Origin of the sequence: Brucella intermedia LMG 3301 (genome assembly GCF_000182645.1) — a bacterium.
Classification (GTDB): domain Bacteria; phylum Pseudomonadota; class Alphaproteobacteria; order Rhizobiales; family Rhizobiaceae; genus Brucella; species Brucella intermedia.
The window spans coordinates 712,181-725,600 of record NZ_ACQA01000001.1 but is presented as its reverse complement, the minus strand read 5'-3'; the positions used below and the strand labels follow the sequence as shown (position 1 = coordinate 725,600).

The following is a 13,420-nucleotide window of genomic DNA, read 5'->3' as shown; positions in this document are numbered from 1 at the left end:
CTCATGCGCCGAAAATCAGGAATTACCCTTCAGGCGTGCATTGCAGAGGCTGTAATAACCGCCGCCCTTCTGCACCCACTTCAGGCCACCCAGCGCATTGGCGTCCTTCAAAGCGTGGTACTGTTCGAGGCAGGTGTGCATACGAGCCTTGCCAGCGGATTCACTGGAAAACTTCGCCGATACGGCGGTCGGGAACTTCACGCCCTTCGGCGCAGCAACCGTCGGCGCCGCAGGTTCGGAATTACCGTCCGTGCTGAGCGCAACCGGATCGGCGCCCGGGCCGCACTCGGCCTTGCGGAAATCGTTCCACTTCGCGCCATTGTCCGTGCCGGCATCCTTCGCCGCCTGATACTTGGCACTGCACTGCTTCATCGTCAGGCCCTTGGCGCTATCGTCTGCTGCAGGTGCAGCGGCGGCCTTTTTGGCTGGAGCAGCAGCTGCGGGCGCAGCCGGAGCTGCGGCGGCATCCGCGGCGTCACCGCACTGAGCCTTGCGGAAATCGTTCCACTTCATGTTGCCAAGCGTACCGGCATCCTTGGCCGATTGATACTTTGCGCTACATTCCTTCATCGTCAGCGCATTGGCAGGCGAAGAAAAAGCGAATGCGGCGGCACTCATGATAATGGCTGTGCCGGCCATAGCTGTGATGGATCGAATAGACATCGTGTCACTCCTGTCGAATGCAGCTCTTGCAATCACCCGGCATGTTTCATGCCTTGCGATCTTGCTAATATAGAAAAACGGCAGACGTCATCGTTGCTCTGACCCGTTCCGTTTATACGTCAACATTGCGCCTCGCAAAGTTGACTGTCAATCATCTGGGCAATATTACCCTCAACTCCAATACAAATTTTCTAACGGACTTTCTTTGCTCGTTATGGTCATTCGGGTGCCATGAAGTAAAATTATAGTACTTCGCTCCTCATGTCCGATTTTTATTCGAACAGAGTTAAAATCCGGGAACGAGACAGGTGATGAAGCGGATCATGATCATTGGCGGTGCCGGTTCCGGAAAATCAAGCCTTGCGCGTGCGCTCGGCGACATTACCGGCTTACCGGTCGTTCATATCGACACCCTCTATTGGCAGCCCGGCTGGGTGATGCGGCCGCGTGACGAGATCGGTCGCCTCACCATCGAAGCGGCAGATCGGGATGCATGGATATTCGAGGGAAATCATAGCGAAACTATGAATTATCGAGCCTCACGAGCGGATATGCTCATTTTTCTCGATATATCGACCGGGCGGCGGCTGTGGCGGGTGGTGAAAAGGACGCTGAAGCATTATGGCCGCTCCCGTCCGGATATGGCGCGAGGCTGCGTGGAGCGTTTCGACTGGGACTTCCTGAAATGGGTGGCGGGCTATCGCAAGAACGGTCGCATTCGTGCGCTCGCCTTTCTAGACAAGGCGCCCCCACACCTCGTCAAGCACCATTTGCGCAGCCCGCGTGAAGTGGAACGCTTTCTGTCGCTGGTGAAGCGCGAAATAAAATAAAACAAACGCCCCCTCCGATAGCGACAAATCCACAAAGTCGACCGCGAAATAACAATTTTTCAAGCGGTGCGAAGGGCCGAGGCGACTGTTATATTTGGCCGTCTCCCAAGACTTTACGCTGCGTGCCACGGCCTCGCCATCTGCACAGCGCGAATGCATGCCACACCGGATTTCTTTCCGGCCTCGTAATCTTTTTGCCGGCCTGCCGGCTTTTCGCTGTTCTGGAGTTTACCCGTGGCCGATATCGCTGATAACGCCGCCCCGCTCATCGATGCGTCAAAATCCGCCGCGCCCGATCGTCACCGTCTCTATGAAGATGCGATGGCGATGCTGATCGGCACATCCTTCATCGCGCTCGGCATTACACTTTACAGCCAGGCCACGCTGATGACCGGCAGCACCGCCGGCATTGCATTGCTCATCCAGTATGCGACGGGCGCAGAATTCGGATTGCTTTATTTCCTGATCAATCTGCCGTTTTATTATTTCGCCGTGCGGCGGATGGGCTGGGCGTTCACCATCAGAACTTTCGTCGCGGTGGCGATGATGTCTGGCTTTGCCCGGTTGATGCCGCTCAGCGTCGATTTCTCAAGCGTCCATCCGCTTTTCGCGGCACTCATGGGCGGCACGCTTATTGGCATGGGCGTGCTGGCGCTTTTCCGGCATCGTTCCGGCGTCGGCGGCGTCAACATTCTCGCGCTCTATCTGCAGGATACTTATGGGATAAGAGCAGGCTGGTTTCAGCTCGGCCTCGATGGCGTGATCATGCTGGCATCGCTGTTCTTTATTCCGTGGGAAAATATGTTGCTTTCGCTGATCGGCGCCATTGCGATGAACCTCATCATCGCGATCAACCACAAGCCCGGTAGATATCTCGGCATAAGCTGAACAACAAAAAGCCGCCCGAAAGGCGGCTTTTGTCACGAAAGATAACTCGTCAGTGGGTGGTCATCCACTCGCGCGCGCCACGCAGGGCTGCAGCCAGTTCGCCCTTGCTCATCGTGGCCGCTACCTGATTGCGCATGCGGGCGGCCTTTTCGCTACCGCGGATGGCGGCGATATTCAGCCACTTGTGGGCTTCCACAACGTCGATCTCGCAATCACGGCCGATAGCGTATTTCATGCCCATTTCCAGAAGAATGCGATCCTGTGCAACTGCGCTGTTCTTATTCGTAAAGCTCTGAAACTGTGCCATTTTCTTTGTCCCTGTTAAATCCCGAGAACCGTCCGGTCTTTATTTTCAAAGCTTGATTTCATTGCTTTGAAACTGCCGTCTCTGTCGTTCCGTTCATGCTTTCAAATCTACGGGAAAGGGTTGAAATGCACGTTAAATCGGATGCTTAACGAGCGACCAACAAAATCCGAACAAGGGGTAAACTTGGGATTTTGTTAAACATGCAAGTGCCGCCGATTGCTGGATTTTTGCAAAAATTCGATTCAAATGCTCTTCGTCGAACGAAACCAGTTGCTAACTATAGACAACATTCAAACGCAGCCATCCGTATAGAAGCAGGCTGTTTCACGGATGATTTGCAGGTGCAACTATCCTCTTCCGCTCGGTCTAAAACTATATTACGTTTACGTTTGCGTAAGTTTGGCAGGTGGTCGAGGAGGCTTCTGTTTCAAACCTCAGAGCGCAGAACAGCGGTTTCACCGCTGCAACCGGCAATGCCGGGCCAGCGGCGACTTGGGAGGAACGAATGATCCGCACATTTATTCTTGGAATGACGCTTGCAGCTACTTTTGCCGCTCCTGCCCTTGCCGAGGAGGGAATTGTCGGCACGTGGAAGCGCCCCAACGGTACGATCATCAGCTATGCATCCTGCGGCGCCAACAAGTTTTGCGGTACGGTGCAGACGGGCGAGTACAAGGGCAAGTCCATCGGCACGATGTCCGGCACCGGGGGCAGCTACAAGGGTGAAGTCAACAAGCTCGACGAAGGCAAGACCTATACCGGCAAGGCCAGTGTCAAAGGCAACACGCTCTCACTTTCCGGCTGCGTGATGGGCGGGCTGATCTGCAAGAGCGAGAGCCTCACGCGCCAGTAATGGCGGCATCGGAATCGAAAAGGGCGGCCCGGGGCCGCCCTTTCTATGTTCGCCTCAGCGTGCCTTCTGGCCGAAGAGAATTTTCTGGGCTTCCTTGTCGGTTGCCAGATTGGATTTCTCCCGCTCCTCTTTTCCCACAAGCAGGCCGCGCTGCACTGCCGGACGAGCGTTCATCGTCTCATGCCAGCGCTTCAGGTTCGGGAAATCATCAAGGTTCTGGTCATAGTTCTTATAGGCGTTGATCCAGCCTATCGAGGCCATGTCGGCAATCGAATATTCGCCCGCGATATATTCCTTGCCTTCCAGCTGCCTGTTCAACACACCATAGAGGCGATTGACTTCGTTGGTATAGCGGTCGATCCCGTACTGAACCTTTTCCGGCGCGTAGATACGGAAATGCCCCGCCTGCCCCGACATCGGGCCAAGGCCGCCCATCTGCCACATCAGCCATTCATCGACGGCCACGCGCTTGCGCTCGTCAGTGGGATAGAACTTGCCGAATTTGCGCCCGAGATATTGCAGGATTGCACCGGACTCGAAAACCGAAATCGGTTCGCCGCCCGGACCTTCAGGGTCGATGATGGCGGGCATGCGATTGTTCGGAGCAATCTTCAAAAAGTCGGGCTGAAACTGATCACCCTTGCCGATGTTGACATATTTAACCTCATAGGGAACGCCCAATTCTTCCAGCATGATGCTGATCTTGAAGCCATTCGGCGTGGGCCAGTAGTACAATTCGATGGGCTTGGTCTGTTGGGCCATGGGCTCTCTCCCGCTGATCCTGAAGTTGCGCGGGACACGGTCCCGCATTCCAATGATGGGAAACATAAGACCCTTTCGAACAGGCACAAGAGCGCCGTGCCGCAATAAACGGAACATCAATATTTTTGAACGCCGCATGAACGACGCTCTCAGGGGCGGTTCAGGCGTGGTCGCTAAATTGGCAAGGGAGAACGGAAATCAGAACGGCTTTGGGGTCAGTGGTATGCTTCGTCGTTTAACAATTGTCTGCCTGATGATCGCTGGTTTTGCGGCTGTCGCCAGCATTTTCGTCGACCAGCGATACAATGTGTATCGGGACCAGCCGGTGATCGGGCCTGTCGCCGCATTCACCCAGAAGCACGCCGGAGAACGGCCATGAGGCGAACCCGGGCCATCGCCGCAATCGCGCTTCGTGTTTTCCTTTTCACGGCCATTTTCACGGGTCCGGCAGCCACCTTCGCCTATACGCAGATCGGTCAACATTCTCAGATGAGCGGCATCGGCCTCGTACTTTACGTTAGCCTGCAGCGCGCCGCATAAACTGGGTCATGTCATGGTCACAGACTTTGCTATACTGGCATCCTGATTCTGAAATTTGCATTGGGCTGATATATCCAGCGGGATGCAAATTTCAGAAGCAAAGGGACACTAGCAGCGTGGTTTCCTAGTGTCGTTTCGATCTCGAAGTTCGGTTGCGACGACGATATCGAAACACAGGCGAACTTCGAGATCACGACACCAGGCCATGACACAGCGAATCGAACATCCATTTCTGACCGAGATCAAAACACCGCCGACGGTTGACCCGGAGGTTTTCACCGATGCCGGTGCGGCGGTTGCCGCCCTGCAAAAACTCTATGATCGCAACACGGCCTTCCTGCGCGATGCGTTCGAGAAGGTTGCGCGCGGCGAGGTCCCGGCGCAGCGTTACCGCGCCTATTATCCGGAAATATGTCTGTCGACGTCCAGCTTCGCGCATGTGGACTCGCGCCTGGCTTATGGGCACGTCTCGACGCCGGGCGATTATTCCGCAAACATCACGCGCCCCGATCTGTTCGATCATTACCTGAACGAACAGATTCGCCTTCTGATGCGCAATCATGGTGTGACCGTGACGGTGAAGGAATCTTCGACGCCAATCCCGATCCATTTCGCCTTCAAGGAAGGCACCTATGTCGAGGCTTCTGTCGCGAGCGCCTTCACGCATCCGCTGCGTGATCTGTTTGACGTACCCGATCTGGCTGCAACGGATGACAAGATCGTCAATGCAGACTTCGAGCCCGCACCGGGCGAACCGATGCCGCTTGCGCCATTCACCGCCCAGCGCGTCGATTATTCGCTGCATCGGCTGGCGCATTATACGGCGACAAGCCCCGCGCATTTCCAGAACTTCGTGCTGTTCACCAACTACCAGTTCTATATGGACGAGTTCTGCGCCTATGCCCGCGAATTGATGGCAGAGGGCGGCGGGGGTTATGAACGCTTCGTGGAGCCGGGCAACATCGTCACGCTGGCGGGAGAAACCGCGCCCAGCAACGGCAATCCGCTCCAGCGCCTGCCCCAGATGCCCGCTTATCACCTGCAGCGGGCAGACCATTCGGGTATCACAATGGTCAATATCGGTGTCGGCCCGTCCAATGCCAAAACCATTACCGACCATATCGCGGTGCTTCGCCCGCATGCGTGGCTGATGCTTGGTCACTGCGCGGGACTGCGCAACAGCCAGCAACTCGGCGACTATGTTCTGGCGCATGCCTACATGCGTGAAGACCATGTACTGGACGATGACCTCCCGGTCTGGGTGCCTTTGCCGGCGCTTGCGGAAATTCAGGTCGCACTTGAAGAAGCCGTAGAGGAAATCACCGGCCTGCAAGGCTATGACCTCAAACAGATCATGCGCACCGGCACGGTCGCGACCATCGACAATCGCAACTGGGAACTGCGCGACCAGCGCGGCCCGGTGCAGCGCCTTTCGCAAGCGCGCGCGGTCGCACTCGATATGGAGTCTGCCACGATTGCCGCGAACGGGTTCCGCTTCCGCGTGCCTTACGGCACCTTGCTTTGTGTTTCCGACAAGCCATTGCATGGCGAATTGAAACTGCCGGGCATGGCGACCGAATTCTACAAGCGGCAAGTGGCGCAGCATCTGCGCATCGGCATCCGGGCGATGGAAAAGATTGCGGCCATGCCGGATGAGCGGCTGCATTCCCGCAAGCTCCGCAGCTTCTATGAGACGGCTTTCCAGTGAGGCCGGCGAGTAAGGGAGTAAGGGAGTAAGGGAGTAAGGGAGTAAGGGAGTAAGGGAAGAGGATCATTATTGTCGTGCATGGCAAATATTTTCTTGCCTAGCCCACATCCGTTTAGCACCCTATTCCCCTATTCCCCTATTCCCCTATTCCCTTCCCTTTGCCTTCATCATCACGCCGCAATCGACACCTATGGGAATTTTCATGTCGAAAAGCCGTGAAAACCTTTCATTCCTGTTGCTGCTGGCTGCCGTTGCGCTGTCTGTCCCGCTCGTGCTTGGATTTCTGGGGGCAGTGCATCCGGCTCTCGATTCCTTCTCGCACTTCAGAGCCCATATCGCCGTCCTGCTGGCAGTGCTGACCTTGCCCTTGCTTTTCACCAGGATGCGGCGTGAAGCGGCTATGCTCCTGCTTTTTGCGGTCATGGCTCTCAGCACGACTATCGGTGCCGCACGCGATTTCCTCAGCGGGTCCACCGGCGCACAGGCAGACGAACAGGCTGGCGCACGCTATAGCCTCGTCCAGATCAATCTGCGCGAAGACAATCCTGAGCCGAAACGCATTCTCCAGATGATCGCGCGGGAGAAGCCCGACGTCATCACCTATGAGGAAGCGAGCGACCAATGGTCGAAATGGCTCACCATCCTCCAGGGTTCTTATCCCTATCATCTTAATTGCGCTGACGACCCCAATACCTGGGGCGTGGGTATCCTATCCAAGCGACCTTTCAGCGAAGAGGCGCAGACGGCCTGCGTCGGCGACGGCTTGCTGGCAATCGCGCCGATCAACTTCGGCGGAACCACCGTGCACGTGGCCGCCATTCACTTTTCATGGCCATGGCCGCGCTGGCAGCCGCATCAGCTCCGCTATATTGAACCGGAATTGCAGAAGCTGAACGGTCCAATGATCATTGCCGGCGATTTCAATGCGGCTCCGTGGAGCAATGCCGTTCGCCGGGTGGAGTACGCCTCCGGAACCCGCCACTTGACCGGTATCGGCGGCACCTGGATGACGCACCTGCTGCCGGTTTCGCTGTCGCCTTATATTGGCTTACCCATTGATCAGATACTTGTAAGCCCCGAAATCGGAGGGGCGAGGGTTTCGTCCCGCGAGGACGCCGGCTCCGATCACCTGCCGGTGCGGCTCGATTTTTCCGTTCCGCCGCCTGTCCGCCCCGATGAAGAAGAACCGGAAACGCAATCCGTGATGCTGCAATAAAAAAGGTGGCCCGGGACCGCCTTTTTCTTTTACATGTTCACGTAAACCGGTCCTTCGCCGACACTCCCTTAAACGCATTTCCGAAACGCAAAACCGGTACCCACTTTTGCTGGAAATGCCCGGCCGGCGGACGAGACGGACGCCGTTTCCGCAAACATCACATGTTTACGTAAACAGGTCCTTCGCCGCCTTGTGGCGGTACCCAGTTGATGTTCTGGTTCGGGTCCTTGATGTCGCATGTCTTACAGTGCACGCAGTTCTGCGCGTTGATGACGAACCGCACGTCCTTTGCCTGCGGATCGGCAGCGGCGTTACCGTCCGCATCCACCCACTCATAGACGCCCGCAGGGCAGTAGCGTGTCGACGGACCTGCAAAAACATCGTGCTCGGAAGTCTGCTGCAGTTTCATGTCAGCGACCTGGAGATGCACGGGCTCGTTCTCATCATGGTTCGTGTTCGACAGGAACACCGACGACAGCCGGTCGAACGTCAGAACACCGTCCGGTTTCGGATAGTCGATCTTCGTGTGCTTTGCGGCCGGTTCCAGCGACTGCGCATCGGTCTTGCCGTGTTTCAGCGTCCCGAAGATGGAGAAGCCGAACAGCTGGTTGGTCCACATGTCGAGGCCGCCGAGCGCCACGCCGACAATCGTGCCGAACTTCGACCACAACGGCTTGACGTTGCGCACGCGCTTCAGATCCTTGCCGATCAGGCTCGAACGCCAGTTGTTTTCGATCTCCACCGGCTCGTCATTGGCGCGGCCCGCTGCAATTGCTTCTGCGATCTTGTCGGCGGCGAGAATGCCCGACAGAACTGCATTGTGGCTGCCCTTGATGCGCGGCACGTTGACCAGACCAGCCGAGCAGCCGATGAGCGCACCGCCCGGGAACGAAAGCTTCGGCACCGACTGGAAACCGCCTTCGGTAATCGCACGTGCACCGTAGGAAAGACGTTTGCCGCCCTCGAATACGTCGCGAATAGCCGGATGCGTCTTGAAGCGCTGGAATTCCTCAAATGGCGACAGATACGGGTTTTTGTAGTTGAGGTGCAGCACGAAGCCGACCGCAACCATATTGTCTTCCAGATGATAAAGGAACGAGCCGCCGCCGGTCTTCATGTCGAGCGGCCAGCCGAATGAGTGTTGGACCAGACCCGGCTTGTGCCTGGAAGGATCAACCTGCCACAATTCCTTGAGGCCGATACCGTATTTGGCCGGTTCGCGACCTTCATCAAGCTTGAACTTCGAGATCAGCTGCTTGGCAAGCGAACCGCGTGCGCCCTCGCCGACCAGCGTATATTTGCCGAGCAGCGCCATGCCGCGCGTATAGTTCGGCCCGTGCGTTCCGTCGCGTTCAACGCCCATATCGCCCGTGGCGACGCCGATGACCGCGCCTTCATCATTATAAAGCACTTCGGTTGCCGCAAAGCCCGGATAGATTTCCACGCCCAGTTCTTCGGCCTTCGTGCCAAGCCAGCGGCAGACATTGCCGAGCGACACGATGTAATTGCCGTGATTGTTCATCAAAGGCGGCATGGCAAAATTTGGCAGGCGCACCGATCCAGCAGGCCCCAGAACAAGGAAATGATCAGCCGTCACCGGCGTCTTGAACGGATGTCCCTCCTCCTCGCGCCAGCCCGGCAGAAGCTGGTCGATACCCACGGGATCGACGACAGCGCCGGAAAGAATATGCGCGCCGACTTCCCCGCCCTTTTCGAGGACAACGACGGAAAGCTCCGGATTCGCCTGTTTCAAACGGATTGCCGCAGCAAGGCCCGCCGGGCCTGCGCCGACGATCACAACGTCGAACTCCATGCTCTCGCGTTCGGGAAGCTCCTGATTTGCATATTCTGGGGCTTCAGACATTCATCCCTCCGTCCGGTGTAATATCGTCTTCTCACTAAGATAGCCCAGACGACACATCCAATTGTTTTTGTGCATGATCTGATCGCGAATATCCATGAACCGACTGCCCGTCAGCACTGGCGGCACACGAAAGACCTGCCGTTTCCCCGTATTCCGCCTTACCCTGTCGCAGAGTTGGAGACTGTCGCAAATGCGTCCAATTGTCCAAAACGGGCGTCTTACGTCCTCAATTATCTTTACCTTAACGTAAACGTCAAATCTACTCCATTCAAGAAGCTGCGATGAGCATTTGTCCGAACGGTAGGGAAGCATAACTTCATGTCATATTGAGGGTTCTGATCAAGCCGGCGCAGGAAACAGGGTACGAACCGGAACTAATGGGCCAAACACCCCCGAAATCTGAACACGGCTATTGCATTCACCTGCAAAATTCGCCACCTCAAAGGTGAGGTAGATAATGGCTGAAAATCGCGAAACGCTGGATATTGAAGGTTTGCTACGCTTCTATGCAGAAGCGGGCGTCGACATGCCGCTTTCCGAAACGCCGATAGATCGGTTTGCCGAGCCGCAGCGCCCTGCCCCGGCCCAGCCCGCCATGCAGACGCAAAGCCCGCCTGAACGCCCCCGGCAGCAGCCTCGCCCCGCACCAGCGCCTGCCCCCACCAGCAGACCTGTTCAAGCTGCGGCCGATCTTCCCGATACGGCCCAGATTGCGCTTGCGCGCGAAGCGGCGGCGCAGGCTTCAACGCTGGACGAACTGCGGGAAAAGCTTGCCGCATTCGATGGCTGCAATCTGAAATTCACGGCGAAGAACCTTTGCTTTGCCGACGGCGATCCATCCTCCGACATCATGTTCATCGGCGAAGCGCCCGGACGGGATGAGGATATGGAAGGGTTGCCGTTCGTCGGAAAATCCGGCCAGCTTCTCAATCGTATGATCGAATCCATCGGTCTGAAGCGGGAAAGCGTCTATATCGCCAACACGATCCCGTGGCGTCCGCCGGGCAATCGTACACCGACGCCGCTTGAAACAGAGCTTTGCCGGCCTTTCATTGAAAGGCAGATCGAGCTTGCCGCACCCAAGGTTCTGGTTGCGCTGGGCGGACCGGCGGGCAAGGCGCTCACCGGTGCGACGGAAGGCATCCTGCGGCTGCGCGGCAACTGGAAGATTCATCGGACACCATCCGGCATCGAAATCCCCGTCATGCCGACGCTGCATCCGGCCTATCTTCTGCGCACTCCGGCGCAGAAACGTTTCGCCTGGCGTGATTTTCTGGCCGTGAAGCTGAAATTGGCCGAATTGACGAGTTGATAACCGGATATTTCAGTGGCATCGACAAGGACCCGGGCGGCATTGTCACCAACATGCCGCAAACATGGTCTATTCCGCCGCTTGCCAAAGCGCCTATCGGCGACATGTAGCCCTAAATTCTGGTTCATAGAGCGGAAAGCGCTCTATCTGTTTGTTTTATGCATTGTCCGACGCAAAGCCGCTTCGCACTTTTGCTGGAAATGCTCGAGTGGAGTTTTTCATGGCTGGCCAGCTCCTGCCCATAGCCGCTTTGCTTGCAAGCACCTTCCTCATGCTGCTTGCAGGCGGTCTTGCGGGCATTCTTCTGCCTTTGCGCGGCGGCATTGAAGGCTGGTCGACCACGACCATCGGCTGGATGGGCACGAGCTACTCCTTCGCTTTCACGATTGGCTGCATCGTGGTGCCGCATCTGGTGCGGCGCGTGGGGCATGTTCGGGTTTTCTCCGCGCTGCTGACACTGCTTTCGATGGCGCTTCTCTTGCATGCACTGCTCGTCAACCCCGTCGCATGGATGATCTTTCGCGGCGTCGCCGGCTTTTCACTCGCTGGCAGCTACATGATTATCGAAAGCTGGCTGAACGAGCGCGTCACCAATGAATCGCGCGGCCGCATCTTCTCGATCTATATGATCATCACCATGCTCGGCCTGCTCTGCGGACAGTATATCCTGCCGTTCGGCGACGCAGGAACCCAGACGCTCTTCATCATCTGCGCCATCATCTATGCCAGCGCGCTGCTTCCAACAGCCCTTTCAAGCGCGCAATCGCCCAATCCGCTGACGCAGGTTTCGCTTGACCTCAAGGGGCTTTACCGGCGGTCGCCGGCTGCGGCGGTCGGCTCGCTGATCGCCGGTATCGTTGCGGGCACGTGGAATTTCCTCGCCGCCATCTACGGCGAGATGAATGGCCTTTCCACCTTCGGCATTGCGACCATGCTTGCCTGCGCCATGATCGGCGGTGCGATCTTCCAGTATCCGCTTGGCCGGGGATCAGACTTCGTGGACCGTCGCTATGTGATGGTGATAGCCGGGATCATCGGCTTTGTCCTGTCGTTGGTGATGGTGCTGTTCCATCCCACTTCGCCCACAGCGCTCTACATCATGATGTTTCTGTTCGGTTCGGTGATTTATCCGATCTACAGCCTCAACGTCGCCCATGCCAACGACTATGCAGACGCCAGCGAATTCGTGAAGGTTTCCGGTGGATTGCTGATCATCTACGGCGTGGGGCAGTGTCATCGGCCCCGCGCTTTCCGGCCCGTTGATGGATCTGATCGGCGCTTCGGGCTTCTTCGTGACCATGGCTATCGCTTATGCCCTATATGGCCTGCACGCGTTCTGGCGCATCCGCCGCTTCGAGCGTCCGGCCATCAGCGACCAGAAGACCGAATACAAGTTCCATACGCCGGACGGCCAGTCCACGCCGGAGACCATGCAACTCGACCCTCGCGCAGAAGGCGCACCTGGCCAGAGTTGATTACTGCGTTTGCGGCGCATTCACCTTGTGCGGCGCTATGGAAAGCTTGTGCTCGCGATAGATGATGAAACCGCCAGCCGCCATGACGATGGCGCTGCCTGCCAGCATTTCCAGTGTCGGGATATCGCCGAACAGCAGGAACCCGATGGCAAGCCCCAGCAGCATCGATGTGTATTCGAAAGGGGCAATGGTCGACATGGGCGCGTGGCGATAACATTCGGTCAGAAGGATCTGCCCGACCCCACCGGCAAAGCCGGCCCCTATCAGCATGGCAAGCTGCGGCCAGCTTGGTACGATCCAGCCGAATGGAAAGCTCGCCAGGGAGATGACGCTCGCGGATATGGAAAAATAGATCACGATGGTCGATGTGCGTTCCGTCTGCACGAGATGGCGCACTAGCATCATGGCCACTGCGGACATGACCGCTCCACCGAGGGCGGCAAGGGCACCTACGGCCTCTTCAAACCCTATATCGCCACCAGAGAACACCGTCAGCCGCGGCCATAAGATGAACGTTACCCCGCCGAGCCCGATGAGCACCGCGCTCCAGCGATAAAGCCGCACCACTTCGTGCAGGACGACCGCGCCAAGAATGACACTGATCAGCGGCGAAGCGTAATTGATGGCGATTGCTTCCGGCAACGGCAACTTGGTCAGAGCGAAAAAGCTCATCGACATGGAACAGACGCCGACCAATCCGCGCCAGAAATGGCTGAAACCGTTCTGCGTGCGGAATACGCCCGAAAGTTGCCCGCGCCACGCCAGATAGAGCAATATCGCGAAGATTGCGAAGAAAGATCGGAAGAAGATCAACTGCCCGACCGGCACGCCATCAGTCGCCTTCAGCAAGGTGGACATGGCGACGAAAACAGCAACGGAAGCGATTTTGAGACCGATGCCAAGCATCGGGTTCGTTTCAAGATGGGCAGCCTCGACAGGCGCGCTCGCATGAGCGTTCACAACGCAATTCCTTAAAATATGATGCGCAGCTACACCCGAAAT

The 13,420-nt window shown here is 57.1% G+C and carries 13 protein-coding genes and 1 pseudogene; 9 read left to right on the top strand and 5 right to left on the bottom strand.

Annotated elements, in window-relative coordinates; all coding sequences use genetic code 11:
* Window positions 1-15 precede the first annotated feature (15 nt).
* Window positions 16-663: a hypothetical protein gene (locus tag OINT_RS03375; RefSeq protein WP_039852444.1), complete on the bottom strand. Its 648-nt coding sequence runs from the start codon at window positions 661-663 to the stop codon at window positions 16-18.
* A 311-nt stretch (window positions 664-974) separates the two neighbouring features.
* Here OINT_RS03375 and OINT_RS03370 point away from each other — a divergent pair, with 311 nt between their 5' ends.
* Both OINT_RS03370 and OINT_RS03365 read left to right on the top strand, forming a co-directional pair.
* Window positions 975-1,493 carry a P-loop NTPase family protein gene (locus OINT_RS03370; RefSeq protein ID WP_039852442.1) on the top strand — a complete coding sequence of 173 codons (519 nt, stop codon included), beginning with the start codon at window positions 975-977 and terminating at the stop codon, window positions 1,491-1,493.
* A gap of 234 nt (window positions 1,494-1,727) precedes the next feature.
* Window positions 1,728-2,381, top strand: coding sequence for a YitT family protein (locus OINT_RS03365; RefSeq protein ID WP_006466363.1), 654 nt, complete (start codon window positions 1,728-1,730; stop codon window positions 2,379-2,381).
* Between the two features lie 49 nt (window positions 2,382-2,430).
* On the opposite strand, the gene OINT_RS03360 is transcribed toward OINT_RS03365, so the two are convergent.
* A complete protein-coding gene (locus OINT_RS03360; protein WP_006466362.1) occupies window positions 2,431-2,688 on the bottom strand; it encodes a sel1 repeat family protein in 258 nt (85 codons plus the stop codon).
* A gap of 505 nt (window positions 2,689-3,193) precedes the next feature.
* Here OINT_RS03360 and OINT_RS03355 point away from each other — a divergent pair.
* Window positions 3,194-3,541: a DUF2147 domain-containing protein gene (locus OINT_RS03355; protein ID WP_006472674.1), complete on the top strand. Its 348-nt coding sequence runs from the start codon at window positions 3,194-3,196 to the stop codon at window positions 3,539-3,541.
* A 54-nt stretch (window positions 3,542-3,595) separates the two neighbouring features.
* On the opposite strand, the gene OINT_RS03350 is transcribed toward OINT_RS03355, so the two are convergent.
* Window positions 3,596-4,303, bottom strand: coding sequence for a glutathione binding-like protein (locus OINT_RS03350; RefSeq protein ID WP_021587888.1), 708 nt, complete (start codon window positions 4,301-4,303; stop codon window positions 3,596-3,598).
* A 136-nt stretch (window positions 4,304-4,439) separates the two neighbouring features.
* Between OINT_RS03350 and OINT_RS03345 the strand changes: the two genes are divergently transcribed.
* The 4 genes from OINT_RS03345 to OINT_RS03335 all read left to right on the top strand — a co-directional run bounded on the left by OINT_RS03345 (window position 4,440) and on the right by OINT_RS03335 (window position 7,767).
* A complete protein-coding gene (locus tag OINT_RS03345) occupies window positions 4,440-4,682 on the top strand; it encodes a hypothetical protein (protein ID WP_039852438.1) in 243 nt (80 codons plus the stop codon).
* Window positions 4,679-4,843, top strand: a complete 165-nt coding sequence (locus OINT_RS23765) for a hypothetical protein (protein WP_006466359.1) — start codon at window positions 4,679-4,681, stop codon at window positions 4,841-4,843. Before OINT_RS03345 ends, OINT_RS23765 begins: the two co-directional genes overlap by 4 nt.
* 205 nt (window positions 4,844-5,048) lie before the next feature.
* On the top strand, window positions 5,049-6,551 hold the full coding sequence (locus OINT_RS03340) for an AMP nucleosidase (protein ID WP_039852436.1): 1,503 nt from the start codon (window positions 5,049-5,051) through the stop codon (window positions 6,549-6,551).
* Window positions 6,552-6,753: 202 nt separating this feature from the next.
* On the top strand, window positions 6,754-7,767 hold the full coding sequence (locus OINT_RS03335) for an endonuclease/exonuclease/phosphatase family protein (protein ID WP_235691655.1): 1,014 nt from the start codon (window positions 6,754-6,756) through the stop codon (window positions 7,765-7,767).
* A 157-nt stretch (window positions 7,768-7,924) separates the two neighbouring features.
* Here OINT_RS03335 and OINT_RS03330 read toward each other — a convergent pair whose 3' ends face one another.
* Complete coding sequence (locus tag OINT_RS03330) at window positions 7,925-9,631, bottom strand: electron transfer flavoprotein-ubiquinone oxidoreductase (protein WP_006466356.1); 1,707 nt, start codon at window positions 9,629-9,631, stop codon at window positions 7,925-7,927.
* Window positions 9,632-10,088: 457 nt separating this feature from the next.
* On the opposite strand from OINT_RS03330, the gene OINT_RS03320 reads away from it, so the two are divergent.
* Together OINT_RS03320 and OINT_RS03315 are read left to right on the top strand one after the other, a co-directional pair.
* Window positions 10,089-10,943, top strand: coding sequence for a uracil-DNA glycosylase (locus OINT_RS03320; protein WP_006466355.1), 855 nt, complete (start codon window positions 10,089-10,091; stop codon window positions 10,941-10,943).
* 220 nt (window positions 10,944-11,163) lie between these two features.
* Window positions 11,164-12,418: pseudogene (locus tag OINT_RS03315) on the top strand (MFS transporter).
* Here OINT_RS03315 and OINT_RS03310 read toward each other — a convergent pair.
* Window positions 12,419-13,378 carry a DMT family transporter gene (locus OINT_RS03310; RefSeq protein WP_006472682.1) on the bottom strand — a complete coding sequence of 320 codons (960 nt, stop codon included), beginning with the start codon at window positions 13,376-13,378 and terminating at the stop codon, window positions 12,419-12,421.
* Window positions 13,379-13,420: the final 42 nt, after the last annotated feature.